30 protein-coding genes are annotated in these 24,311 nt (G+C 68.2%); 21 read left to right on the top strand and 9 right to left on the bottom strand.

Features of this window, described 5'->3' with window-relative positions; translation table 11 throughout:
* Positions 1-394 precede the first annotated feature (394 nt).
* The 8 genes from AB0K21_RS38740 (at position 395) to AB0K21_RS38705 (ending at position 5,363) form a co-directional block, all read left to right on the top strand.
* Entirely contained in the window at positions 395-721 is a 327-nt protein-coding gene (locus tag AB0K21_RS38740; protein ID WP_155350237.1) for a PadR family transcriptional regulator, read from the top strand.
* Positions 718-1,074, top strand: coding sequence for a DUF1048 domain-containing protein (locus tag AB0K21_RS38735; RefSeq protein ID WP_343982577.1), 357 nt, complete (start codon positions 718-720; stop codon positions 1,072-1,074). Before AB0K21_RS38740 ends, AB0K21_RS38735 begins: the two co-directional genes overlap by 4 nt.
* A 1-nt stretch (position 1,075) precedes the next feature.
* On the top strand, positions 1,076-1,402 hold the full coding sequence (locus tag AB0K21_RS38730; protein ID WP_343982574.1) for a DUF1048 domain-containing protein: 327 nt from the start codon (positions 1,076-1,078) through the stop codon (positions 1,400-1,402).
* 436 nt (positions 1,403-1,838) lie between these two features.
* Positions 1,839-2,174, top strand: coding sequence for a PadR family transcriptional regulator (locus tag AB0K21_RS38725; RefSeq protein ID WP_343982571.1), 336 nt, complete (start codon positions 1,839-1,841; stop codon positions 2,172-2,174).
* Complete coding sequence (locus AB0K21_RS38720; protein ID WP_343982567.1) at positions 2,171-2,584, top strand: DUF1048 domain-containing protein; 414 nt, start codon at positions 2,171-2,173, stop codon at positions 2,582-2,584. The genes AB0K21_RS38725 and AB0K21_RS38720 overlap by 4 nt, the downstream gene beginning before the upstream one ends.
* Entirely contained in the window at positions 2,584-3,348 is a 765-nt protein-coding gene (locus AB0K21_RS38715; protein ID WP_343982563.1) for an ATP-binding cassette domain-containing protein, read from the top strand. Before AB0K21_RS38720 ends, AB0K21_RS38715 begins: the two co-directional genes overlap by 1 nt.
* Positions 3,349-3,357: 9 nt before the next feature.
* On the top strand, positions 3,358-4,119 hold the full coding sequence (locus tag AB0K21_RS38710; RefSeq protein WP_343982560.1) for an ABC transporter permease: 762 nt from the start codon (positions 3,358-3,360) through the stop codon (positions 4,117-4,119).
* A 35-nt stretch (positions 4,120-4,154) separates the two neighbouring features.
* The gene (locus AB0K21_RS38705; RefSeq protein ID WP_364157256.1) at positions 4,155-5,363 is read left to right on the top strand and encodes a cytochrome P450; all 1,209 of its coding nucleotides are present in this window, start codon (positions 4,155-4,157) and stop codon (positions 5,361-5,363) included.
* Positions 5,364-5,639: 276 nt separating this feature from the next.
* Here the strand turns inward: AB0K21_RS38705 and AB0K21_RS38700 are convergent, their stop codons facing one another.
* Positions 5,640-6,626: an AraC family transcriptional regulator gene (locus AB0K21_RS38700; RefSeq protein ID WP_343973923.1), complete on the bottom strand. Its 987-nt coding sequence runs from the start codon at positions 6,624-6,626 to the stop codon at positions 5,640-5,642.
* 130 nt (positions 6,627-6,756) lie between these two features.
* Here AB0K21_RS38700 and AB0K21_RS38695 point away from each other — a divergent pair, with 130 nt between their 5' ends.
* Together AB0K21_RS38695 and AB0K21_RS38690 are read left to right on the top strand one after the other, a co-directional pair.
* Positions 6,757-8,511: an NmrA family NAD(P)-binding protein gene (locus AB0K21_RS38695; protein WP_364157253.1), complete on the top strand. Its 1,755-nt coding sequence runs from the start codon at positions 6,757-6,759 to the stop codon at positions 8,509-8,511.
* 249 nt (positions 8,512-8,760) lie between these two features.
* Positions 8,761-9,363, top strand: a complete 603-nt coding sequence (locus AB0K21_RS38690) for a TetR/AcrR family transcriptional regulator (RefSeq protein WP_343973929.1) — start codon at positions 8,761-8,763, stop codon at positions 9,361-9,363.
* Between the two features lie 16 nt (positions 9,364-9,379).
* Here the strand turns inward: AB0K21_RS38690 and AB0K21_RS38685 are convergent, their stop codons facing one another.
* Complete coding sequence (locus AB0K21_RS38685) at positions 9,380-9,520, bottom strand: hypothetical protein (protein ID WP_364157250.1); 141 nt, start codon at positions 9,518-9,520, stop codon at positions 9,380-9,382.
* Positions 9,521-9,673: 153 nt separating this feature from the next.
* Here AB0K21_RS38685 and AB0K21_RS38680 point away from each other — a divergent pair, with 153 nt between their 5' ends.
* A complete protein-coding gene (locus tag AB0K21_RS38680; protein WP_364157247.1) occupies positions 9,674-10,444 on the top strand; it encodes a hypothetical protein in 771 nt (256 codons plus the stop codon).
* 197 nt (positions 10,445-10,641) lie between these two features.
* Here the strand turns inward: AB0K21_RS38680 and AB0K21_RS38675 are convergent, their stop codons facing one another.
* From AB0K21_RS38675 to AB0K21_RS38665, 3 genes are all read right to left on the bottom strand, one after another.
* Complete coding sequence (locus AB0K21_RS38675; RefSeq protein WP_343973938.1) at positions 10,642-10,791, bottom strand: hypothetical protein; 150 nt, start codon at positions 10,789-10,791, stop codon at positions 10,642-10,644.
* Positions 10,788-11,114: a hypothetical protein gene (locus AB0K21_RS38670; RefSeq protein ID WP_343974031.1), complete on the bottom strand. Its 327-nt coding sequence runs from the start codon at positions 11,112-11,114 to the stop codon at positions 10,788-10,790. The genes AB0K21_RS38675 and AB0K21_RS38670 overlap by 4 nt, the downstream gene beginning before the upstream one ends.
* 690 nt (positions 11,115-11,804) lie before the next feature.
* A complete protein-coding gene (locus AB0K21_RS38665; RefSeq protein ID WP_343974025.1) occupies positions 11,805-13,148 on the bottom strand; it encodes a HAMP domain-containing sensor histidine kinase in 1,344 nt (447 codons plus the stop codon).
* Between the two features lie 484 nt (positions 13,149-13,632).
* Between AB0K21_RS38665 and AB0K21_RS38660 the strand changes: the two genes are divergently transcribed.
* Positions 13,633-14,016, top strand: coding sequence for a VOC family protein (locus AB0K21_RS38660; RefSeq protein ID WP_364157244.1), 384 nt, complete (start codon positions 13,633-13,635; stop codon positions 14,014-14,016).
* Between the two features lie 86 nt (positions 14,017-14,102).
* On the opposite strand, the gene AB0K21_RS38655 is transcribed toward AB0K21_RS38660, so the two are convergent.
* Complete coding sequence (locus AB0K21_RS38655; RefSeq protein WP_343973946.1) at positions 14,103-14,561, bottom strand: MarR family transcriptional regulator; 459 nt, start codon at positions 14,559-14,561, stop codon at positions 14,103-14,105.
* 297 nt (positions 14,562-14,858) lie between these two features.
* On the opposite strand from AB0K21_RS38655, the gene AB0K21_RS38650 reads away from it, so the two are divergent.
* From AB0K21_RS38650 to AB0K21_RS38635, 4 genes are all read left to right on the top strand, one after another.
* The gene (locus AB0K21_RS38650) at positions 14,859-15,302 is read left to right on the top strand and encodes a hypothetical protein (protein WP_364157240.1); all 444 of its coding nucleotides are present in this window, start codon (positions 14,859-14,861) and stop codon (positions 15,300-15,302) included.
* 18 nt (positions 15,303-15,320) lie between these two features.
* Entirely contained in the window at positions 15,321-16,466 is a 1,146-nt protein-coding gene (locus AB0K21_RS38645; protein ID WP_343973952.1) for an FAD-dependent oxidoreductase, read from the top strand.
* A gap of 354 nt (positions 16,467-16,820) precedes the next feature.
* Entirely contained in the window at positions 16,821-17,741 is a 921-nt protein-coding gene (locus AB0K21_RS38640) for an ABC transporter ATP-binding protein (protein ID WP_343973955.1), read from the top strand.
* Positions 17,734-18,513, top strand: coding sequence for an ABC transporter permease (locus AB0K21_RS38635; RefSeq protein WP_343973958.1), 780 nt, complete (start codon positions 17,734-17,736; stop codon positions 18,511-18,513). Before AB0K21_RS38640 ends, AB0K21_RS38635 begins: the two co-directional genes overlap by 8 nt.
* Before the next feature lie 163 nt (positions 18,514-18,676).
* Here the strand turns inward: AB0K21_RS38635 and AB0K21_RS38630 are convergent, their stop codons facing one another.
* Positions 18,677-18,802: a hypothetical protein gene (locus AB0K21_RS38630; RefSeq protein ID WP_343973960.1), complete on the bottom strand. Its 126-nt coding sequence runs from the start codon at positions 18,800-18,802 to the stop codon at positions 18,677-18,679.
* A gap of 90 nt (positions 18,803-18,892) precedes the next feature.
* Here AB0K21_RS38630 and AB0K21_RS38625 point away from each other — a divergent pair, with 90 nt between their 5' ends.
* Complete coding sequence (locus tag AB0K21_RS38625) at positions 18,893-20,050, top strand: erythromycin esterase family protein (RefSeq protein ID WP_364157235.1); 1,158 nt, start codon at positions 18,893-18,895, stop codon at positions 20,048-20,050.
* A gap of 46 nt (positions 20,051-20,096) precedes the next feature.
* Positions 20,097-20,288, top strand: coding sequence for a hypothetical protein (locus AB0K21_RS38620; RefSeq protein WP_343973965.1), 192 nt, complete (start codon positions 20,097-20,099; stop codon positions 20,286-20,288).
* On the opposite strand, the gene AB0K21_RS38615 is transcribed toward AB0K21_RS38620, so the two are convergent.
* Positions 20,275-20,745: a GNAT family N-acetyltransferase gene (locus tag AB0K21_RS38615; protein WP_364157232.1), complete on the bottom strand. Its 471-nt coding sequence runs from the start codon at positions 20,743-20,745 to the stop codon at positions 20,275-20,277. The two genes, AB0K21_RS38620 and AB0K21_RS38615, sit on opposite strands and share 14 nt — an antisense overlap.
* Positions 20,746-21,396: 651 nt before the next feature.
* Between AB0K21_RS38615 and AB0K21_RS38610 the strand changes: the two genes are divergently transcribed.
* Both AB0K21_RS38610 and AB0K21_RS38605 read left to right on the top strand, forming a co-directional pair.
* On the top strand, positions 21,397-22,065 hold the full coding sequence (locus tag AB0K21_RS38610) for a HEAT repeat domain-containing protein (RefSeq protein WP_343973971.1): 669 nt from the start codon (positions 21,397-21,399) through the stop codon (positions 22,063-22,065).
* 6 nt (positions 22,066-22,071) lie between these two features.
* Positions 22,072-23,076 carry a MerR family transcriptional regulator gene (locus tag AB0K21_RS38605; RefSeq protein WP_343973974.1) on the top strand — a complete coding sequence of 335 codons (1,005 nt, stop codon included), beginning with the start codon at positions 22,072-22,074 and terminating at the stop codon, positions 23,074-23,076.
* Positions 23,077-23,208: 132 nt separating this feature from the next.
* Here AB0K21_RS38605 and AB0K21_RS38600 read toward each other — a convergent pair whose 3' ends face one another.
* Positions 23,209-23,652 (bottom strand): hypothetical protein, encoded by a 444-nt coding sequence (locus AB0K21_RS38600; RefSeq protein WP_343973977.1) that lies wholly within the window; start codon positions 23,650-23,652, stop codon positions 23,209-23,211.
* A 92-nt stretch (positions 23,653-23,744) separates the two neighbouring features.
* Between AB0K21_RS38600 and AB0K21_RS38595 the strand changes: the two genes are divergently transcribed.
* The gene (locus AB0K21_RS38595; RefSeq protein WP_343973980.1) at positions 23,745-24,110 is read left to right on the top strand and encodes a MerR family transcriptional regulator; all 366 of its coding nucleotides are present in this window, start codon (positions 23,745-23,747) and stop codon (positions 24,108-24,110) included.
* Positions 24,111-24,311 lie beyond the last annotated feature (201 nt).

Genomic DNA, 24,311 nt, shown 5'->3' with positions numbered 1-24,311 from the left:
ATCCAGGACCGCCGGACTGTCCGATCTCGGCGCCGGCGGGCATCGCGGATTTCGGCGTCTGCGATCTTGTCATCGAGCAGCACGTGCAGCCGTGCGGTCTCGGTGGAGGCGCGGCCGGGGCGGCCGCCGATGGCCTCGACGGCGCCACGGTGGAGCCGGTGATGACCGGTGACCAAGTGCGGGAGAAAAGTGCTTGGGGTCGGCCGGCCAGACCACGACGTCCACGAAGGAGCCGACGCCGCCGGGCCAGATGGCGATGTCGAGCATCCGGTCGCGGGCCGGTGATTCGAATCGCTTCCGCGGTCTGCGCTCGCCGGACATTGGTTCACTACTCCGTGATACCGTGTAGTGGTACTCGGTAGTACAAAGTACCAGGAGATCGAAGAGGACCACGATGGACGACCTGACGGAGATGCTGAAGGGCACCCTTGAGGGCTGCGTGCTTGAAATCATCGGCAGCGAGGAGACCTACGGGTACGCCATCACGCGCCGGCTGAACGAACTCGGCTTCGCCGACGTCGTCGAGGGGACGGTTTACACCATCCTGCTGCGGCTGGAGAAGAACGGGCTCGTCCAGGCGACGAAACGACCGTCCGGGCTGGGCCCCCCGCGCAAGTTCTATGCGCTCAACGACGCGGGGCGCGAAGAACTCGCAACGTTCTGGGCTAAATGGGAGTACATCACATCACGGATCGACAAGCTCAAGGAGGGCGGGAGATGAACTTCTGGGAGAGCATGACAGGCAGCGATCTCACCAGGGAATGGAAGGCATTCGAAGCCCGGGCCGAGGCATTGCCGGCCGACTACCGGGCGGCATGGGAAGAGATCAAGGGTCATCTTTCTCCCTACTCGGACTTCACAGGTCGAAACCTGATGCCGATTCTCGACAATGCTCTGGGGCTGCTCGAAGAGACGGCCTCCGATGGGCAGAGCATTCACGAGGTGCTGGGTGACGACATCGAGGGCTTCTGCGCGGCGCTGGCCGGCGGAGAAGGGGCCCGGAGCCATCGTGACCGGTGGCGCGAGCAGTTGAACAGGAACGTCGCAAAGAAATTGGGCCGGTTAGGAGGCTGACGTGGGCATCCAGGACATCATCGAGGGCAAGAGGCAGTGGCGGGCGCACATGACGCGAGTCAAGGCGCTCCCACCGGACTATCAGATCGTCTACAAGGAGATTCAGAGGTACGTCTTCAAGGTTGGACCGGTCGACTTGCTTGACGGGCCCCTGCTCTCAGGGATCCTCGATTTCTTCGAGGAGGGCGTCGCGGCCGGCAAGGGAGTCCTAGAACTCATCGGCGACGATGTCGCCACCTTCTGCGACGACCTGATCAAGGACTCGCGCACCTACGCGGACATCCATCAGGAGTCCATCAGCAGGAAACCCGGCACGGCCGAGAAGTAACCCCCGTCGACTCCGACCGTGCACAGGGCGTTGGAGTCGACCTGGCAGCAGCCGAGGAAGAAGACGGCTCCGCGTGCGTCGCCGCCGGATCTCCTCAAGCCGGTGATCGATGCGATCCGGTCGAGGCCGCCGACGACAGACGGCTCAACAAGACCACCGCCCGCTGCGGCCGCGTCGACCTGCTCCGCATCGACGAAGCGGGATCCGTCGTCGATCGCGTGGCCGAGGATCTCGCTCAGACTCTCCAGTGAGCCGACGGAGCCCGTCTTCGCCTAAGGGGTGACGGACTCGCTCACGAACAGCGATCAGGCCACCCGCACCCACACGCTCAAGCTTTCGCTTCGCACCTCAGCTATTCGGTGTTGCTAAGTACAGGTAGTCAGCGTTACTTTGTACTGGTAGTCAGCAACACCAAGTAGCTGAAAGGAGGCGTCCCATGGGCAAGCTCGTGACGGAGATGCTCAAGGGAACGCTGGAGGGCATCGTCCTGGCGATCCTGTCCGGCCGCCCCGCGTACGGCTACGAGATCACGGCACAGCTGCGGGATCAGGGCTTCTCCGACATCGCCGAGGGCACCATCTACGCGCTGCTGGTCAGGATCGAGCAGCGCGGCCTGGTCGACGTGGAGAAGGTCCCGTCGGAGAAGGGGCCGCCGCGCAAGGTGTACTCCCTCAACGACCAGGGGCGGGAGTACCTCGAAGAGTTCTGGCGAACCTGGAGCTTCCTGGCCGACCGGCTCGAACAGCTCCGCAAGGGAGGCAAGCAGACATGACCACAGGATCGAACGAGTCGAAGAGCCGCTACCTGCAGTACCTGGAGATCGTCACCGGATCGCTGGAGGAGAAGAAGCGCTACCGGCAGTACAAGGCACGCATCAAGCGGCTGCCCGAGAACTACCGCATCGCGGTCGAAGCCTTGGAGCGCTACCTGATGCACTTCGGGCCGGCCGACGGCGTCGGCGCGATGGCGATGTACGAGGACCTCGCCGACCTGTTCGAGCAGAGCGCGGCCGACGCCACCCCGATCCGCGACCTCTTCGGCGACGACCCCATCGAGTTCGTCGAGACGTTCATGGCCAACTACCCCCTCGGCCAGTACCGGGCCCGCGAACGCAACCGCTTCACCAGCGCCATCGCCCGTGCCGCCGGCGACACCACCCCACCACGAGACAGGACAGAGTGATGACACCCCAGCAAGCCCCGGCGATCCAGGTGCTCGGCCTGGAGAAGTCGTACAAGGAGCTGCGCGTGCTGCGTGGTGTGAACTTCGAGGTGGCGCGGGGCAGCATCTTCGCCCTGCTCGGTTCCAACGGAGCGGGCAAGACCACCGCCGTGAAGATCCTGTCCACGCTGCTCAAGGCCGACGCGGGCACCGCCCGCGTCAACGGCTTCGACGTCGCCACGCAGGCCGCGAACGTGCGCGAGTCGATCAGCCTCACCGGGCAGTTCGCCGCCGTGGACGAGATCCTCAGCGGGCGGGAGAACCTCGTACTGGTCGCTCGGCTGCGGCACCTCAAGAACCCAGGCGAGATCGCCGACGACCTGCTGGAGCGGTTCTCACTGACCGACGCGGGCGGGCGGAAGGCGGCGACGTACTCGGGAGGCATGCGCCGCCGCCTCGATATCGCAATGAGCCTGATCGGCGATCCGCCGGTCATCTTCCTCGACGAGCCGACGACCGGCCTGGACCCCCAGGCCCGCATCGAGGTGTGGCAGGCCGTCAGGGAACTCGCCGACCGGGGCACGACGGTGCTGCTCACCACGCAGTACCTGGACGAGGCCGAACAACTCGCCGACCGGATCGCGATCCTCCACGAGGGCCGGATCATCGTCGACGGCACCCTGGCCGAGCTCAAGCAACTGCTCCCGCCCGCCAGGGTCGAATACGTCGAGAAGCAGCCGACGCTCGAGGACGTCTTCCTCACCCTCGTCGGCACGAAGGCATAAGGAACCACGATGAGCAAGCATTTCTTCGGCGACACCGCCGTCCTGCTGGGACGGTCCCTGCGCCACATCACGCGCAGCCCGGACACCATCATCACGACCGCGATCATGCCGATCGCCATGATGCTGATGTTCGTCTACGTGTTCGGCGGCGCGATCAGAACGGGGTCGGACTCGTATGTGAACTACATGCTGCCCGGCATCCTGCTCATCACGGTCGCCTCGGGCATCGCCTACACCGCGTACCGGCTGTTCATGGACATGAAGGGCGGCATCTTCGAGCGCTTCCAGTCGATGCCGACCGCGCGGTCGTCGGTGCTGTGGGCGCACGTGCTGACCTCGCTGGTCGCCAATCTGATCTCGCTCGTGGTCGTGATGCTCGTGGCCCTGCTCATGGGCTTCCGCTCGGGGGCGGGAGTGCCGGCGTGGCTGTCGGTGGCGGGCATCCTGATCCTGTTCACCCTGGCGTTGACCTGGATCGCCGTCATCCCCGGTCTGTCCGCCAAGACCATGGAAGGTGCGAGCGCGTTCTCCTACCCGCTCATCTTCCTGCCCTTCCTCAGCTCGGCGTTCGTGCCCACCGACACCATGCCCGGCCCGGTGCGCGCCTTCGCCGAGCACCAGCCGGTGACCTCCATCGTCAACGCCATCCGCGCCCTGTTCACCGGGCAGCCGGTCGGCACCGACATCTGGGTCGCCCTCGCCTGGTGTGCCGGCATCCTCGCCGTCGCGTACGTCTTCGCCATGAGGACCTACCGCCGCAAGATCTCCTAGGCCGGCCGCGTGCCTGCACATCGAAAGGAAAGGTCATGAACGATTTTGTCCACACCTTCACGGCGATGCCGACGGCGCGCCCGCCCGGCTGCCCCTTCGACCCGCCCAAGGAACTGCTCGACGCCCGCGAGCACGGCCCGATCAGCCGCTACACCTTCCCCAGCGGTCACCAGGGCCGGCTGGTCACCGGTTACGACCTGGTCAGGTCGATCCTGGCCGACCCTCGGTTCAGCTCCCGCAGGGAGCTGATGCGCCACCACCCGCTGGTCGACTACGGCGACATCGAGGTGCCCCCGGCGCCGCCCGGCGAGTTCCTGCTGATGGACGAGCCACAGCACAGCCGCTACCGCAAACCGCTGGTGGGCAGGTTCACCGTACGGCGGATGCGGCAGCTCACCGAACGCGTCGAGCAGATCACCGCCGAGCACCTGGACGCCATGGAGCAGGCCGGCCCGACGGCCGACCTGGTGACCGCGTTCGCCAAGCCCATCCCCTCCGTCATCATCTGTGAGCTGCTGGGCGTGCCCTACGAGGACCGGGGCCGCTTCCAGGAGAACATCGACACGTTCCTCGGCGGGGAGGCCGGCGACGAGGAAATGTTCGCGGCCTACACCGCGACCCAGGACTACCTCGCCGAACTGGTGGCCGCCAAGCGCGCCGACCCCACCGACGACGTGCTCAGCGACCTGCTCGACAGCGACCTGACCGACGAGGAGCTGAAGGGCATGGCCCTGATCCTGCTCTCAGCCGGGTTCGACACCACCGCGAACATGCTGGCGCTGGGCACCTTCGCGCTGCTGCGGAACCCGGAGCAGTTGGCCGCGCTGCGCGCCGACCCCACGCTCACCGACCGGGCCGTGGAGGAACTGCTGCGGTATCTGAGCGTCGCCAAGCAGTTCCTGAGGGTCGCACTGGAGGACGTCGAGCTGGGCGGCCAGACCATCGAGGCCGGCACGACGGTCATCCTGTCGTACAACACCGCCAACCGCGACCCCGAGCGCTTCGCCGACCCCCACGTGCTCGACCTTGGCAGGCAGGATGGCGGGCACCTGGCCTTCGGCCACGGCATCCACCAGTGCCTGGGCCAGCAACTGGCCCGCGTCGAGATGCGGGTCGCGCTCCCCGCGCTGCTCGACCGCTTCCCCACGCTGCGCCTGGCCGTACCGGCCGAGGAGGTCGCCCTGCGCCCGGAGACCGCGGACATCTACGGGGTGAAGAGCCTCCCGGTCACCTGGGACGTGTAACCACTGATCCGGCCGCACCGCTGTGGCTATTCGCCTGGCACCCGACCGAAGCCGCAAAGCCGGACGCTTCACCGCCTACGCATCACACGCGCGCTGCTGAAAGGTGCAGAGCCCGCTCGGCGGCAGCACACCGGGATACGGTCCAGGCAATGCCGGAAATATGCCCGGACCTCGAGGTCCGCCGAACCGCCTTTGGTCCCTTACGCCGACAGCGCAAGCACTTCGGACATCCGTGCAGGCTACGGGGGTTGAGGAAGAACAGAGCGAAAACCGGCGCTAGGCCATTACGTCGAGTTCACCGCCCTGGGTTTCCGCTCGGCTCTGTCGTCGGTACTTGCCGGGTGCGATGCCGTACTCCCGTTTGAAGGCGGTGGCGAAGGCGAACTCCGAGGTGTAGCCGATCCGGGGGGCCACCTCGCCGAGCGGGGCGTCGGACTCGCGGAGAAGCCGGGCTGCAGTGGTCATACGCCACCAGGTCAGATAGGTGAGGGGCGGCTGGCCGATCAGGGTGGTGAAGCGCCGGGAGAAAGCCGCCCTGGACAGTCCCGCCCGGGTGCCGAGTGTCTCAACCGTCCAGGGGAGTGCGGGGTCACGGTGCAGGGCGTGCAGTGCGGCGCTGATCGCCGGATCGCCCAGTGCCGCCGCCCAACCGGCGGTCGCGCCGCGTTCGGACTGTTCGTCGAACCAGGCGCGCAGGATGTAGAGCAGCAGCATGTCGAGCAGGGCGGGCACGACGGTGTCGGCGCCGAGGCGGGGGTTGTCGAGTTCGCCGCCGAGTAGGTCGACCGCGGCGCGCAGCTCGGGGCGGTGCCCGAGGCGGGCGGGCAGGTGAACGATCTCGGGCAGATCGGCCAGGAGCGGATGGGCTCGGCTGGGGTCGAGCCGGTATCCACCGCAGAGGGTCACGGTGACCGCCTGCGAGCCGTCCTGCCCGGTCTTCCCCACGATCGCGGAGGCATAGCGGTCTTCGAATCGAGGGTCGTTCAGTGGGTCGCAGACGGGTTCGGTCAACGGGGTGCCAGGGCTGTCGGCCAGCGCGTAACCGCTTCCGTGGGGCAGGAACACCACATCGCCGACGTTCAGCGCGATGGGGGCGCCGCCGTCCGGGGGGATCAGCCGGCACGATCCCTGCAGGACCACCTGAAAGCCGGCGGAGCCGCGCACCGTGGGGAACCGCTGCCCCCAGGGGGCGTACCACTGGACGCGCGCCGAGCGAGGTTCCCCGGCGCGCATCGCGGCGATCACATCGCTGAGCACATCCATAGGGAGAGTCTATCTCGACGGCGCTAAGAAGACGTATACATATAAATATTAGATTTTCACACATTGGATGTCTCTTCTCATCCCCATACGGTTAAGTGCACACGAAGTGATCAACCGTTGGGAGTCTTTCATGCCGGGGCAACGCAGGATTCTGGTGACCGGGGCGACCGGCACGGTCGGCCGGCAGGTCGTCGCGCAATTGCTGGAGGCGGGGGCCGGGGTTCGCGCGCTGGCCCGCGATCTTGAAGCGGCCTGCCTACCGGACGGCGTCGAGGTCGTGCGTGGCGACCTGGCCGATCCGGACACCTTGCACGCGCCCCTGGACGGGGTCGAGGCCGTGTTTCTCCTCTGGCCGTTCGCTACGGCCGAAAGCATGCCCGCGGTTCTGGACGTGGTCGCCACGCATGCCCGCCGCGTCGTCTACCTGTCTTCGGCGGCCGTACGCGGCTACGAACAACAGATCGAGCAGCTGGTCGAGCGGTCCGGGCTGGAATGGACGTTCCTTCGGCCGCACGCCTTCGCGGCCAACGCCCTGCGGTGGGCCGGGCAGATCCGCGCCGAGGCAGTCGCGCGCGGGCCTTACGGCACGGCCGCCATGCCCCCGCTGCACGAGCGGGACCTCGCGGCGGTCGCGGTGCGCACACTCGTCGACGACGGGCACAACGGCGCGATCTACGAGCTGACCGGGCCCGAGATACTGACCCAGGCCGAACAGGCGAGCATCATCGGGGAGGTGATCGGCCGCCCGGTGCACTGGGAGGAGACCTCGCCGCAGGTCGCGCGGCAGCAGATGCTCACCCAGGGCTGGCCTCCCGCGGCCGTGAACGGCATCCTCCAGGCCCAGGCCGAGATGGTGACCGCACCAAGAGCGGCCACGACCACGGTGGCAGAGGTCACCGGAGCCCCGGCCCGCACGTTCCGTACCTGGGTGACCGACCACGCGGGCGAGTTTCGCGACACCATGAAGGCCGCCCGCATCCATGAGTACGGCGATGCCTCCGTCATCCGATACGAAGAAGTACCGCGACCCGCCGCCGGGCCGGGCGAGGTCCTGATCCGGGTCGCTGCCACCTCGTTCAATCCTTCGGAAACGGCGCTGCGGTCCGGGGTACTACGAGCCGTGCTGCCGGTGGACCTGCCCTGCGTCCTCGGCTGGGACGTCTCCGGCACGATCGCCGAGGTCGGCGACGACGTGGAGGGCTTGGCCGTGGGCGACCGGGTCATCGGCCGTCTCGACGCGGGCGGCGCCGCGGCCGAGTACGTCGCCGCCCCGGCCGACGTGCTGGCCAAGGCGCCTGCCACCGTCCCCCTCACCGACGCGGCCGCGATCCCCGTCGCCGCGCTCACCGCCTGGCAGGCGCTGTTCGAGCACGCCCACATCACCGCGGGCCGGCGCGTGCTCATCAACGGCGCCGGCGGCGGTGTGGGAATGTTCGCCGTCCAGCTCGCCAGGCACGCCGGTGCGACAGTGGCCGCCACGGCCAGCGGCCGCAGCGCCGCGGCGGTCCGCAGGTACGGTGCCGACCAGATCATCGACTACACGACCACCGCTCTCGCAGATGCGCTGGACGGCCCGGTCGATGCCGTCGTCAACCTCGCTCCGGTCTCCCCCGAGGCCGCGGTGATCCTGGTCTCCCTCCTGCGGCCGGGCGGCGTCATCGCCTCCGTCACCACCCTCGTCGAACTCCCCGCCGACGCCGATGTCACCGCCCTGCACATGGTCGCCCGCAACGACACCAAGCAACTGAGCGAGATCGTCGAACTCCTCGACGCCGGCGTGCTCGTCGTCGACGTCGCCGAATCCCACCCGCTGTCCAACCTCACGCTGGTCCACCGCAGGAGCGAGGCGGGCCGGACCCATGGCAAGATCACCATCTTGCCGTGAACGCAGGTATCCCGGCCCCGGGTGCCGCGGCGTCGGGAGCACGCGGCCAGGGCACGACGGGGAGGCCGTGGCCCGCCGGGTACACGACATCGCCACCAAGCGCCGGCACACCGAGTTCGGGCTGGCGAACCTCAAAGGTTTCGACCTGCCGCATCTGGATGAGGTGATGCCGTACAAGACGGTACGTCTCGTCGAAGTGCGATATCGAGACGGAACGTATCGTCTTGTTAGTGTGGCATGCTCCGGGACATGGCCAAGCAGCCCAATCCCGCCCGCCGCAACGAGCGTTCCCGGCAGGCCATCCTCACCGCCGCCCGCGACCTGGTCTCCGAGGTGGGATACGCCAAGCTGACCATCGAGGCCATCGCGGCCCGGGCCGGCGTCGGGAAACAGACCATCTACCGCTGGTGGCCCTCCAAGGGCGCAGTGATCTTCGACGCCTTCCTCGCGCTCAGCGAGGCAGGCCCGGAGCAGGGCATCGCGTTGCCCGACACCGGCGACCTGGAGGCCGACCTCAAGATGGTGATGCGGGCGACGGCGGCCGAGTTCGCCGACCCTGCGTCCGAGGCGCCGATCCGCGCGCTCAACATCGAGATGATCAACGATCCCGGCCTGGCCGCCCAGTATCGCGAGAAGCTGGCCGATCCGGTGAACGAGGCGAAAAAGGCGCGGCTGCGTAGCGCGCAGCGGGCCGGGCAACTCGCCGCGGACGCCGACCTCGACCTGGCGCTGGAGCTGCTGTACGCGCCCCTCTACCAGCGATGGCTGCTCCGCTCCGGCCCGCTCACCCCGGAATACGCCGACACCCTCGTCGAGGTCTTCCTCAAAGCCATGCGTCCGGAACCCGCGTAGCGACGAACGGCAGACATCAACCCCTCGGGAGTTCAAGCACGAAGGGCTGCTCCGGGCCGGTGCCGGCGTACAGCCCGGTGATGGCGCGGAAGCCGTAGCCGGCGTGGCAGGCGGCTTCCAAGCGACGCAGGACGATGAGCGGTTCCTTAGTCAGCACGAAATACCGGCATGCCTCTCATGTGTGGAGCGGCCCCATCATTACGCGCCAACTCAAAGAAGTTCAGCGGTGCGCTCCATCTCAGCGGCCGACGCCCCGGCCCGCTTGACGAACCCGCTCCGGAATGACGGGCCTGGCCTATACGGTCCCGGCATGAGATCCGCTTCTGCGAACATTTCGGGCCCGTGGCTAGAACAGCTGACCGGCGCCTTTGAGATCCTGCTCGGCCGTCCGCTGGCGAGTTTCGACGCCGACGCCGTCTATGCGACGTTCTTCGGCGGCAACCTCATCAACGAGCTCGGCTTTGCGCAGGACACCGCCTGGGTGAACCCGGCCGCCCTCCGCGGCGCCGAGCCGGTCGTCTGGGACTGCCCGATCTTCGACCTGGAGGAGCCGCTGCTGGAGTTCGACGCGAGCCGGTCGATCTTCGAGTTCGACAAGGCCGGGCTGCCGCCGGAGTTCGAGGCGGATCTCGTGGCGGCGTGCTTCGCGGGCCGGCTCGTCCTGGGCTGCGACCTGGCTCCCCTGCTGGCACGGTACGACCTCGCCGCATCCGATCTGCGCGGCACCTGGACCGTCTGCCACCCGCGGCTGGTCTCGGACGGCACGCTCTTCGACGCGATGCGGGTCGCCACCGCGCTCGGCACGGGCCCCGAAAGCCTCCTTCCCCTCGAGGCGGAGGCGGCCGAGGATTGGCAGGAGGCGCTGGCCGACCTCACGCCGCCCGAGCTGTTCGCCCACCTGAGTTTCTTCTGCACCGAAGGCGAGGAGGGGCTGATGTACCTGCGAACCGAGCGGTCGGGCGGCGACCTGCTCGCCGACGAGGGCTGCACACTGATCGCCAACTGGGAGGAGGGCCAGGGCCAGGTCGAGTTCGCGGTCGTCCAGGCCGGCGAGCTCGTGGCAGGGCCGCGCGCGTCCTGAGAGTCGAGGGCCGGCCCGCCCAACGGAACAGCCGTGACGATGAGCATGACAGGGGCTCCCGGGAGGGTGGCGAGCGGGGTTCCGCAGGGAGGCCGGCTCAGGCGGACGGCGTGGCGGGCGCTACGGGCTTGTCGGCCGACGCGCACGCCCCCGCCAGGCACCGTTCGCCTGCCCCGTCGCAAGACGAGCCGGGTCGTTCAGGGCCTGCGGCCGTGAAAGGTGCGGCGCAGGACGAAGGTGAGGCCGACCGGGGCCTGCACGACCGGGGTGCGGTCGTGGGCGAGGGCCCAGGGGTAGCGGTTGGCGTTGGCGTAGTAACGCATGGATGTGGCGATGGAGTTGTTCACCCAGTAGATCGTGCGTGGGTGAGCAGGTCGTCCTTGGTGAAGACGGACTCGACGTCGCCGCCGTTGTCTCTCCAGGCGTTCCAGCGCTCCAGCAGCCAGGCGAGCAGTCCGGCGGGTGAGTCGCTCAGCCCGTGGGCCAGGGGGGCGCCGTCGAGCATGTGCACGGCGAGGTGGGCCGCCGAGCGGTGGTCCAGCTCGACGATCCGGGCGCGGACGTCGGCGGGCTGGTCGTCGGTGAGGGGCCGATTCCGGGCGAAGTCCCAGGCCCGGGGGCCGGTGAAGAAGTCGAGCGGCAGCCCGGAGCCGATGTGGATGCCGTACAACTCGTCGGCGTATTTGTGGCCGAGCTGACTGGAGACGATCCCGCCGATGTCGCAGCCCCCGGCGGCATACTTCTCATACCCAGGGTCTCGGTCATCAGGGTGTGCCAGAGGTCGGAGACCTTCCAGAAGTTGACGTCCGAAAAGCCGGTGAGCGGGCCGGGGAAACCGAAGCCGGGCCGGGACGGCACGATGACGTCGAACGCGTCGGCGAGGTCACCGCCGAACGCGGCCGGGTCGGCGAGCGGATCGATCACCTTCGACCAGTGCCAGAACGTCCACGGCCAGCCGTGGGTGAGGATCAACGGAATCGGGCGAGGGCCACGGCCGGGCTTGTGCATGAAGTGCACTGGAATACCGGCGACGCTCACCTGGTAGTGCTCGTAGGCAGCGACGCGGCGAGCGCCTGCCGGTCGTGCGGGTCGAGCTGGCCGGCCAGGCGACCGATGCGCTAACCAGGGTCGGTGTGGACCGAATCGCCCCGGCCCGCGAACGTCGGCGCCGAACCGGTCGGACACGTCCGCCTGGGGTACGCGCGCACTTCGACCGCCCGGCAGTCCTTTCGTCGAGGTCGTGAACTCGATCTGGCTTTGTGCCCACCGCAGTAAATCGGCTGCTTGCCACAGCATGGCAGGCTTCCGGCATACCCCCCCTTTTTTTTCCGGGCGCGTTGCCAGTCGCCGGTTCCCGAGGTCACACCTCCGTCGGCAGATGCGCCTGATCCGCGGGGGATGCGGCATGACCGGGCAGGCGCAGCACGAACCGCGCGCCGCGGGGGCTGTCTTCGATGGTGAGGGTGCCGCCGTGGGTTTCGGCGATCTGCCGGGCGATCGGCAGGCCGAGCCCGGTACCGCCGGCGTCCCTGCTGCGGGAGGCCTCCAGGCGGGCGAACCGCTGGAAGATGACCTCCTGCTGGTCGGGGGCGATGCCCTCGCCGTCGTCGCACACCTCCAGCGCCGCCGTACCCGCCTTCAGAGTGAGGCTGATGGTGATGGTGGAGTCGGCGTGGCGTTCGGCGTTGTCCAGCAGGTTGTTCAGCAGCCGGGCCAGGCCGATCCGCTCCCCCTTGATCACCACGCCGGGGGTGAGGTGGCGGATCACCGTGACCCGGCGGGGGCGCCGGTCCAGCTCGGCCGCCACCAGGCCGGTCAGGTCGATGGGATCGTGTCGGCCGCTGATGCCCGCATCCAGCCGGGCGATCTGCAACAGGTCGGCGACCAGGTCCTGAAGCCGTTCCATACTGTCCAGCAGCGCGTTCGCCGTTCGCGGCCAGTCGGTCTCCCGCGGGTAGGCGAGCGCCTCGTCGATCTGCAGGCGCATCGCGGCCAGCGGGCTGCGCAGATCGTGGGAGGCGTCCGAGGCGAACCGCAACTGCTGCTCGACCGCCGACTGTGCCCGGTCCAGGGTCTTGTTCGCGATCTCGGCGAGGTCGCGCAGCTCGCCTTGGTACTTCGGTACCGGCACCCGGTGGCCGAGGTCACTCGCAGTGATCTGGGCGAGTTTGCCGCTGATCGCACGCACCGGCTCCAGGGTCTTGCCCACGGTCCGGTAGGTGCCCGCCGTGGTCGCCCCGACCAGCAGGAGCCAGCCGGCGGCGAGCGGGATCAGCAGCCGGGGGCCCACGTACCAGGGAACATCGGCGACGGCCATGTTGAGCGACCAGACGCCGTCGGCCTTGTGCACAGGGTAGGAGATCACGATCTTGCACTGGCCGGGGAACGCACGCAGATCACACAACCGCGCGATCGTGTAGGAGTCGACATCGGGGCGAAGGTTGGTTATCGGCGGCTCACGCGCCCCGAAGCCCGGGGTGGCGGCGACCGGCGTGCCGGCCGGGTCGAACACCTGAACCGCCTCATTGTGCCCGTCCGACAGCAGGTTGGGGGATACACCGCTGTGGCGTATCTTCTTGGCCATCTCCACGGCGTGGGTGGTGAGCCATTTCGTCCGGTCCTCGACGGCGGCGTCCCGTACCTCCAACAGGGCGAGCACCGCGACAACGGTACAGATCAGCGCCATGACGGCGCCTGCCACCACGGTCAAGCGGATCCTGATGGAACACCGATGCCACGCGCTCACTTGAGCCTCCCCTCACGACCAGACGCACCCCCCATAACGACTCCTTACCGCTCCTGGGAAGACTCACGACCAAAGCCGCGTAAACGTCAGCTGGAACGCGCGGAATGCCCATGTCATGGTGAAAGAGGCAAGCGGCGGCCGCTGTCGCCACCGCGCTGACCGGACGGGCGGTGACCGGCCGGGAGCCCGACACCCGGAGTCGCTCGATTGTCGTGGGCTCGGCGGTGGCGGTGCAGCACTGCGCCAGGTCGCCAACCGGCTCGTCGGCATCTGCACGAGTGCCTCAAAACCGGCACCCTCTACGAGGAGACCACCGCTTGACCACACCACAACGAAACCATTGCCTGACACCTGAGGCCCTGGGACGCCCTTGCGACTCGGCGCAGCTTCGGGAGAACCCGGCCTTCCCGTTGATCACCCTGATCTACGTATAGTGACGGCCATGGCATGCCGAATCAGCGAACTGGTCATCGACGCCGCGGCCCCCGACCGGCTGGCCGCATTCTGGAGCGACGTCCTCGGCTACGTCGAACTCGAGCGGGAGGCCGACGGAAGCATCGAGATCGGTCCGCCCGACGCCGGTTTCGGCGGCCCGCAGCCCACTCTCGTCTTCAGCCCGACCGATACCCCCCGGACGGGAAGGCTTCGGCTGCACATCGATGTCAACGCCACCGACCGCGACCAGGATGCCGAGCTGGAACGACTGCTCGCTCTCGGCGCCAGGCCCGTCGACATCGGCCAGACCGGCACCGAAAGCTGGCACGTCCTGGCCGACCCCGAGGGCAACGAGTTCTGCCTTCTGCGCGCCCGGCTCAAGCCCCTGTGACGATTGCCCTCGTCCCGCTCACCGGCGTGCTCTACATCGAGACCGCGGGCTGAGCTCGGCTACCGCTTCTTGGGTCTTGGGCTGGGTCAGCGGGCCTGCTGGTGCCAGCGGTGCAGCAGGGCAGGGAGCTCGCCGAGCAGGAACTCGTAGAAGGCGTGCATCTGTGCCAGGCGCTGACGGGCGGGATCGCCCTCGTCAGTGGCGGCGATCCCGGCGACCGCGGCCTGGAGCATGGCCTGAATGACGGTGTTCTGGCTGGTGAACAAGGTGGACCAGGCGTCGTCGCGGAGCCGGTAGTGCTCGCGCCGGCTACCGGGCGATGGCAGGCGTTCGATCAGTCCGACCGTCGCCAGGGATTTGATCGCGCCCGAGACCGAGCCTGCGCTGGCCTCCAGCCGGTTGGCGATCTCGCCGGCGGTGACACTGTCCTGGTCGCTGAACAGGAAGACTGCCAGGGTGCGCGCGGCCATGCGCTGCAATCCGCCCTCAATCAGCGTCAGGGCCAGTCGTTCCGCCGCCTGCCACCGCTCATACCGGTCATTCACGCGCTCGCCTCCTTAAGGAGAATAAGGATACCGAACACCTCGACACTTCAGAAATTTCTGAAAAATCGGTATATTCCTCGTATCGGCCTCGCGAGAGGTTCGATGGTGTGCCGGGAAGCCTGGTCGGCGATGTGACCTCTCATCAGCGTCGACAGAAAGGTGACCGGCCATGACCCTGCTCAGCCGGTTGTACGGCGTGCGCCCCGCCCTGCGTCACCGGGTGCGCGTCCGGCGGAACGTGGAGATCCCGGCCGCCGATGGTGCGCGGCCGCCGGCCACGCGGCCGCCGAGGCGCCGTTGCAGTACCTCGACGTCCGCGACCTGGCCGCCTGGATGCTTAAAGCCGCCGACCGCGGCCTGGGCGATGCCTTCACCGTGACCGGCCCACCCGGCGCGATCACCCTCGGCGACCTGCTCACCACGGCACAGCAGGTCACCGGCTTCGACACCGAACTGGTGTGGGCGCCGCCGGAACTGCTGCTGCGGCACGGTCTGCCGCTCGGCATGGAGTTCGGGCTGCGGCTGCCCGACGGCAGCGCGCCACGCGGCATGCACGACGCCGACGTCGGCGCCGCCCTGGCCGAAGGGCTCACCACGCGCCCGCTGCGCGAGACCCTCGCCGACACCTGGGCCTGGCTCCAGGCCGAAGGCGACCCGGCGCCCCACGCCGACGCACCCTCCCCCGACACCTGGCTGGATGCCGCCGCAGAACAGCGGCTGCTCGACCAGCTCTCCCACTAAAGGAAGCACCACCTCACCATGCGCGCCATCATCATCGGAGCCGGCATCGCCGGCCTGGCCACCGCCCTGCGCCTGCACCAGATCGGCTGGGACACCCTCATCGTCGAACGCGCGCCAGAACGCCGCGGCGGCGGCTACGCGGTCACCTTCGGCGGCATCGGCTACGACGCCGCCGAACGCATGGGCCTCCTGCCCGACCTGCGAGCCAGTGCCTTCGACACTCAAGAGCTCGTCTACCACAAGAGCGATGGCTCCCGCCGCTTCGCCCTCGACCGCACCACCATCGCCGCCACCACCGGACCCCGCTCGATCACCATCCTGCGCGGCGACCTCGAAACCGCACTGTACGACAAGGTCGAGGGCCACACCGAGATCCGCTTCGGCGCCACCCTCACCGCCATCGACCAGGACGACCACGCCGTCCGCGTCACCCTGAGCGACGACACCATCGAGGAGGCCGACCTGCTGATCGGCGCCGACGGCCTGCACTCGGCCACCCGCGCCCTGCTGTTCGGCCCAGAGGAGGACTTCCTGCTCGACCTGGAGCACAAGGTCGCCGTCTTCATGCTTGATCGGCGGCCCGCAGCCATCGCGCCCGGCGCGACCGGCACCCTGTCATCGCGCGGCCGCACCGCAGCGATCATCAGCGTCGGCGACGGCCGCAACGTCGCCTTCTTCGGCTACCGCGCCGACCACGCCCGCCCAGACGAGGACGTCACCACCCAGCTGGAACGCGTCTACGGCGACCTCGGCTGGGTCATCCCCGAAGCCCTAGCCGGGCTGGCGCGGGCCGATTCGGTCTACTTCGACACCATCAGCCAGGTCGTGGCATCGCGTTGGAGCAGCGGCCGCGTGCTACTGCTCGGCGATGCCGCCTGGTGCGTCACCCTGTTCGCCGGGTACGGCTCCGCGCTGGCCGTCGGCGGCGCCGACCGGCTCGGCACCGAACTGGCCGCCCACCCCGGCGACATCCCCGCAGCACTGACCGCGTGGGAGGCCGCCATCCGTCCCGAAGCCGAACGCAAACAGAAGCTCGGCCGCCGGGTCAAAGGCGTCTACGCCCCCGCCAACCCCGCACTGCTGTGGCTGAGCCTGCTACCGCTGCGGCTGGCCTCCCTGCCGCCTGTGCGCTGGTATATGACCCGCCGCTTCATCAAGGGCTGAACGTCGTGTGACACCTAGCCGAGCGGGCGGCCAGGTGTTACATTCCAGGCGTCGTAGGAGCGCGCCCCAGCCGGGGCGCGAACGTCGGTGAGCCGGGAAGCCTGGTCGGCCCGCGATCTTCCGGTCGCGGAGCTAGGAGGCTTGCTCCCGATGCGCCCGACCACAACCCTGCTCGGCTGCGGCATCGCCGCCGGCGCCGGACCGCGAGCCTCCACCACCCGTCACACCGACCAAGACCATGCCATACGCCATCCAGGCGTATCCCCGGCCGGCCCGGCACGACATCCTCCTGCAGGACGCGCTGCCCATCTGGGCACTGTTCATGCTCATCACCCAGCAATGAAGGAGCACCTGATGGGCAACGCAGGGGCCCCGGTCATCGAGGTGACCGGCCTGACCAAGCACTACACCGGCGCCCTGGCCGTCGACGACGTCGGCCTGAGTGTGGAAGCGGGCCAGATCTACGCCCTGCTCGGACTCAACGGCGCCGGCAAGACCACGCTGATCCGCATGCTGCTCGGCATGATCGCCCCCACCGCCGGATCGGCACGGGTGCTCGGCGCGGCCGTCTCGGCCGGACAGCGTTCAGCCTGGTCCCGCACCGGCTACCTGGTCGAGGCCCCGGCCGCCTACCCCGAGCTGACAGTGCGCGAAAACCTCCAACTGTACGCCCGCCTGCGCCGGCTGAAACACCCCGGCCGGCACGTGGAAGACATCGTCGAACGGCTGGCCCTGGCCCCCTACGCCGGGCGGCGCGCCCGCACCCTGTCGATGGGCAACCTGCAGCGCCTGGCCCTGGCCAAAGCCCTCATCCACCGCCCCGACCTGCTCATCCTCGACGAGCCCGTCAACGGCCTGGATCCCGCCGGCGTGGTGGAGATCCGTACTCTGCTGACCGGCCTGGCCCGCGAGCACGGCACCACCGTGCTGATCTCCAGCCACCTGCTAGCCGAAGTCGCCCGTCTGAACGGCCGCATCGCCATCCTGCACCAGGGCCGACTGCTGGCCGAACACGACGCCACCAGCCTGGACCGACACCGGCGCCGCCACGTGAACGTTTCCACCCGCGACGACACGACAGCCGACCGGGTACTGCGCGATCACGGCTACCACCCCGACCCCGGCCTGCAACTGAGCGACGAACGCGCCCTGACCCGGCCCGAGGAGGTGGCCACCATCCTGGTCGAGGCCGGCGTGCCACCCACCGAACTCCACCTGGTGGAAGAAGACCTGGAAGCCTACTTCCTGCGCATCGTCGGAGCCGACCATGCGTGAAGCGCTGCGGAGCGAACTGCTCAAGGCACGACGCAGCCGCCTGCCCTGGCTCACCGCGTTCGCCTTCACCATCGTCACCCTCGTCTGCGGCCTGTTCATGTTCATCCTGGCCGACCCCGCCCGCGCCCGCGCGATGGGACTGCTCGGCGACAAGGCACAGTTGTCCGGCGCAAGCGCCGACTGGCCCGGCTACCTGGCCCTGCTGGCTCAAGCGGTCGCCGTCGGTGGCCTGCTCGTCTACAGCATGATCGCCATCTGGCTGTTCGGCCGCGAGTTCAGCGACCGTACCGCCAAAGACCTGCTCGCATTGCCGACGTCCCGCACCACCATCGTGGCCGCCAAGTTCACCCTATCCGCCGGCTGGGCCCTGCTGCTCGCCACTGGCACGACCATACTTGGCCTGCTGCTCGGCGCGCTGCTGGCACTACCCGGCTGGTCGGCGCAGGCGACCGCGGCCGGGGCCGTGAAGATTCTGGTCGCCGCCGCGCTGTCGGCCGCCCTCACCACGCCGCTGGCGCTGGCCGCCAGCATCGGCCGCGGCTACCTGGCCGCGGTCGGCGTGCTGTTCGTGCTGGCCTTCACCGCCCAGATCATCGCCGCGCTCGGCTTCGGCGCCTGGTTCCCCTACTCGATACCCGGCCTGTACGCAGGCATCGCCGGCCCCGGCCACGACCCGCCAGGACCGATCAGCGTCCTGCTCGTCCTGACCACCGGCGCAGCCGGCATGGCAGCAACTCTCGCGTGGTGGCGCAACGCCGACCACGACCGCTGACCCCGAGCCGATGCTGCTGCCAGCCATCTGGTGCCGACGTCCAGGGCAGTCTGCGCCTCACCCGAGACGACCAACTCGCCACCTGTGAAGACGCCCCTTTCGGCGAACCGCCCTGGTGGCGTTGGCCGGGGGCCAGGGGCAGGACCCTGCAAGGTCGGGAAGGTCAGCAGCTCTGCCCCGCCCCGGCAGCGACCCGGATGAAAGCCGCCGACATCGCCCCGTTCGGAGTGGCGATCCCGCTCGCCTGGGTGGACAGGCCATGCTCGCGCACCGGGTCCACTGGCCTCATGGATACATCACCGATTGAAGGCTATCGCGACAAGAGCAGGCATTTCCCTTAAAAAGTTTACACCGAACGTTCAACGATACCGTTAAAGGTATGGATATCAAGGACACAGCCCGTCCGCTGAACGGCGCGAGCGTCTCGGCGTTCCTCCGGTCACTGCCCGCCAAGCCCCTGCTGCTCGGCCTGGGCGAGGCCAGGCACTTCGTGGAGGCGCTGGGCGAGTTGCGCAACGAGATCTTCCAGCACCTGGTCGAGCATGAGGGCTACCGGTCGTTCGCCATCGAAAGCGACTGCCTCATGGGACTCGTGGTGGACGACTACATCACAACGGGCGCGGGCACACTCGACGACGTCATGGAACGCGGCTTCAGCCACAGCTTCGGCGCGTTCCCGGCCAACCGCGAGCTCGTGCGCTGGATGCGCGCGTACAACGAGGCGCATGACGAAAAGCTCCGATTCCACGGCTTCGACGGCCCGCTGGAGTATTGGGCCGCAAGCCCGCGCCAGGCGCTCACCGGCCTGCACCGCCTCCTCGACGGCCCGCTCCCGTGCACGATGGAAACCCTCGACACGCTACTCGGCCCAGACGACCGGTGGACGAACGAGACCACGGTCATGGACCCCTCCCAGTCGATCGGCCAGTCCGCCGACGCCCAGCGGCTGCGACTGCTCGCCGACGACCTGGTGGCTCTGCTCGACACGCAGGCGCCGCGGCTGAGCGCGGAGGACAGAGAAAGAGCGGCACTGTACGGACGCACCGCCGTCGGCCTGCTCCGCTACCACCACTGGATGGCCGACACCTCCCCGGCCCGGATAGCCAGACTGTCGGGTCTGCGGGACGCGATGATGGCCGCCAACCTGCACGCCGTCGCCGAGCACGGTCCGGCCCTGGTCTTCGCCCACAACCTCCACCTGCAGCGGAACAAAAGCTTCATGCCACTCGGCGACCAGCAGTTGGAGTGGTGGAGCGCGGGCGCGATCACCGAAGCACACCTGGGCGACCGGTACGCCTTCCTGGCCTCGGCCCTCGGCACGGTGGGCGAGCACGCCCCACCCCCGGACACCGTCGAGGGCCTGCTGTCCACACTCCCGTGGAACCACTCCCTCATCGACGCCCGCCGCCTGGCCGAGGCCACCACGAAGCCCGCCCCACGCATCTCCCACGATTTCGCCTACTTCCCGCTGGACCCGGCCCAGCTCAACATGATCGACGGCATCGTCTTCCTCAAGCAGACCGTCAAACTGGGTTGACACACAGCAGGACGCCGATCGGCAACCCGTCTCGACCTCGGCGGCGGTGACCACGCTGCGCCGCTTGGTCGACGACGGCGTCTCGGCCACCGAGGCCGCCCGCACGCTCAAGATCGACCGCTCCACCGCCTACACAGCACTCGCGCAACGCTTAGCAGGTGTCTTCGGCCTCCCGTCGGGGGAAATCGCGCTTCAGAGCGAGGCGCACTCCCGCCTGATCCCCGTCAGACGGCGGTGAAAGAAATCCACACATCCGGGGGAACGTCGGGCCGGTCCGAGTCGGGCGCGCGTTCCTCCGTCCACGCGTCACCGGCGATCTCGGTGGCGACGCGCCGCCAAAATGCGCCGGCCGCCATGTTCGAGTCCTGGAAGGCGATCCTCCAGGGGCCGGGGTGCCGGTAGATCACCTCCCGAACGACTCTCATCCCGATCCCGGACCGGCGTGCGCCGCGTACCACGAAGAAGCTGTTCAGCACTCGCGCCGGGCCGGATAGCGCGCGCACAAAGGAGAACCCGACAGGCCGATCCCCGCCGGCGAACAGGTAGGTCGCCCAGTCCTCGTCCTCGAACACCGCGCGGAGCCGGTCGCTGTGATAGGTGGCATCGGGGCTGGGGAGCCCGCCCTGGAATTCCGCCATGTCGTGACGGAACATGAGCCAGAGCCGCTCGACAGTGGGACGGTCCGCGGCACTCACAGGCCGCACGGTTACCTGAAAAGTGGTCACACAAACACCTTTGCAGCACTTGCGCGACGTTGACCAGCAGTTGCCCCACCCGTACGCCAGCCGGTGGCCCACAAGGTCGCGAGCCGTCCCGCACGAACAGCACACGACACCATCGGTTGTCGGCATCCAGCCCTCAGCGGATCGGCCTGACACCGCAGAGGCTCCCGCGGACCGCACCGATGATCTGATCGCCAGAGGTCAGTCCCCCAACCTGCCTTGTGTTTGCAGGTGATGTGTCTTCAGTCCGCTGTAAATGATCTTCAAGCCGAGCGAACGCCTTTACAATGTAGATTTATACGAGATCGCGGCCATAACGATGAGATGACCAGATCTCCCGGATATCCAGCAGCTGATCCTGTACCGACGTGTTGCGCAAGGACATCCGGACCGCGGCCGAGCACACGATCTGCTGAAGATCCCCTCGACCGGGCAAGCCGTCCTGGATCCGATGGCGTGCGCCACTCCCCCGGTCGGTGACCTCATCGGTATGGAGCACCACTCGCCCACGCTGCTGTTCAACCTGGCGCGCGAGTGCCCGGGGGCCTGATGATCTCGCGGCGCGCCCCCGCTTGACCTTGACACGGTGACAAGGTCTTCACTGTTGCCAAGGAGGTGGTCCCGATGACCGCGCAGAGACAGGACACGGATACGATTCGAGCTTTCCAGGGGCTGGAGGACAGCCGCTCGTCAGTGCGGCTGCGGGCGGCGATGGCGGTCGGCACGGCCCCTGACCCGCGATTCATCGACAAGCTCATCGAGCGATGCGCGATCGAACCCGAATTCTATGTGCGCGATATGCTGACGTGGGCACTCACCCGCCACTCAGCATCCATGACGGTTCCAGAGCTTCTCAGGGAACTCCACTCGGAGCGTGCGCAGGCACGAAGCCAGGCGCTGCACACGCTGTCCAAGATCGGGGATCCGCAAGCCTGGCCGGCGATCACACAGGCGCTTCTGTCCGACGCCGACGATGAGGTGGCGCGGAGCGCTTGGCGGGCAGCGGTCGTGCTCGTGCCCGAAGGCGAGGAGCCAGAGCTGGCCGCGACGTTGTCGAGACAGCTCGGGCGCGGCGAACGTGAGACGCGGCTGAGCCTCAGCCGGGCGCTGGTCGCGCTCGGTGAGGTGATCGTGCCCACGCTGCGCGCCGCGATGACGGACCCCGACCCGCGCGTACGCGCGCATGCGATCGCCACGGAACGGCTGTTGCGCGACCCGGATGCCGGATTCGAGTTCGCGATCGAGGAGGCCAAGCGCGCCGTAGCCCTCGGTAGCACCGGCAAGGAGGAGTGACAGGCAGTGTTGATCGGTGATGTGGCACGACGGTCCGGGGTCAGCGCCCGCATGCTCAGGCATTACGACTCGCTTGGCCTGGTGCGGCCAACGGGTCGTAGCGGCGCCGGCTATCGGGAGTACTCCAGCGAGGACGTTCGGCGGATCTTCCATATCGAGAGCCTGCGGTCCTTGGGGTTGTCGCTGCGTGACGTCAGGCGCGCGCTCGATGATCCCGACTTCACACCTTCGGAGCTCGTCGACGACCTCATCCGCCAGACGCGAGAGCGCATTGCGGCTGAGACGGAGTTGCTCACGCGACTGCGTCGGATCGACGCCGTAGAACCCGCCGGCTGGGAGGACGTTCTCCAGGTCGTCGCACTCCTGCAGGCGTTGCGCTCAAAGAGCGCCGGTAAGCGCCAGCGCGCGGCCCTGTCCTCGGTCGAAGAGGTTCCGGTGCCGGTGGAAGCACTGGTCGAGGCAGCGCTGAGCGAAACGGACCCGAACGTCGCCGGAGCCCTTCGCTGGGCTTTGGCGCAATCGGGCGGTAAGGGCCTGGCGCTGCTGGCGGAGGGTCTCGGCTCACCGGTAGCCGAGGTACGCAAACGTGCCGTCCAGTCCATCGCCGAGATTCCGAACGGTGAGGCGACCACACTGCTGAAGGACGCCCTCGCGAACCCCGACATCGTGGTCCGCAGGTATGCGGCTCTGGCACTCGGAGCGCGTGCAGTGGTCGACGCGATCCCGACGCTCATCGACATCGTCGTCGAGGGGACGAATGACGTCGATGCGGCCGACGCCCTGAGCGCGCTGGCGATTCGTCCCGCGTTGGCTGATCAGATCGCTACCAGGCTCGTTGATCGTCTCGCCCCCGGCAGCGTTGAATCGTCTGCACGCCGACGGCTGACACAGGCGCTCGCGGATATCCCGGGAACCACGGCGTCACGGGCCCTCGTAGATCTGTCACATGACGAGGACCGTGCCGTTGCGCTTACCGCGACATACATTCTCGGGATACGCGACGTACGATGACGGGTCTTTCCTGGGGTGTGGCGCAGGACGTGCGCGCTGGTGAGGGCGTCGAGATCGGCCGTCTGAGCGATCGCGGCGATGATGCCGCCGGCGGCGCGGGCGGTCAACGGCAGGGCCGACCTCTGTGGGCGATCAGGACAGGCCGGCGGGGAGTGGCTGAGGACGTCGGCTGCGCCACCACGGCACAAGCTGGACGACGCCGAACGCGACCTCGACGATGAGGAACAGCCATAGCAGCCGCGTGGCGCCTTGGGCCAGTGCGTATGCCTGCCATGCCGCGAACAGCGTGCGCGCGGCGCCGTCGAACAGTCCGTGCACCGGTATTGGCCTGACGATGCGCAGGAGGGCCCAGACGACGACGACCGAGCCCATCAGATTCGCGTACAGGGTCTGCATCGGGTCGAGTGCCGGCAGGGTGCCCAGGCCGAACGCGCCACTCAACGACGACAGCGCACCGTGCAGCAGCGCGTACGTCCACGGCGTGGCGAATCCCGCCGTGACCACGAGGTCGTACCAGGCGCTGGCGCGTACGGCGCGAAGATAGGCGGGGCGGGAAGGGGCGAAACCAGGGATCACGATGAGCCTCCTGCTGTTCTCACGGCAACGACGCCTCACGGTAAAGGGTGGAGTACGCTCCAAGGTCAAGCCCCGGAATCCGACGGAGGATCATGCGCATCGGAGAACTGGCCGCGCAGGCGGGTATGACCAGGGACACCATCCGGTTCTACGAGAAGGTCGGCCTTGTCACAGGTCGACGGCTGGCCAATGGTTACCGCGACTTTCCTCCCGAGGCGGTGGCCTGGCTGCACTACGTCCGCACGGCGCAGACGCTCGGATTCTCACTGGCGGAGATCGCACGGCATGGCGAGGAACTGCACGACGCGCCGGACGCCGCGAAAGCGTTGTCCGCGTTGTTCGAGGAGAAGATCCAGGTCGTTGACGCGCGCATGGCCGAACTCGCCGCCCTGCGGGCCGAGCTCACCGCGCGCGTCGGCACCGGATGCCCATTGCGGGCGGCCGACCAGGCCGACTGAGCACCCGGCAGAGTCCAGCGGGTCCGGCTCCACCCGTCGCACCTGCGTCATCGCCCGGTGCGTCCATTCCGGGATCGGCATGCACACCCCGCCGTCGGTGCACGACGACTCCACCGTCGAGGCTCAGGCCGGCCTCCGGGGAGGATCGGACCGGATTTTGGCGCCGCGTAGCGCGTGGTAAGGATCATATCGTGAGGCCCA

It is taken from the genome of Streptosporangium sp. NPDC049248 (assembly GCF_040678965.1).
Classification (GTDB): domain Bacteria; phylum Actinomycetota; class Actinomycetes; order Streptosporangiales; family Streptosporangiaceae; genus Streptosporangium; species Streptosporangium fukuiense.
This window is presented reverse-complemented; position numbering and strand designations above follow the sequence as displayed.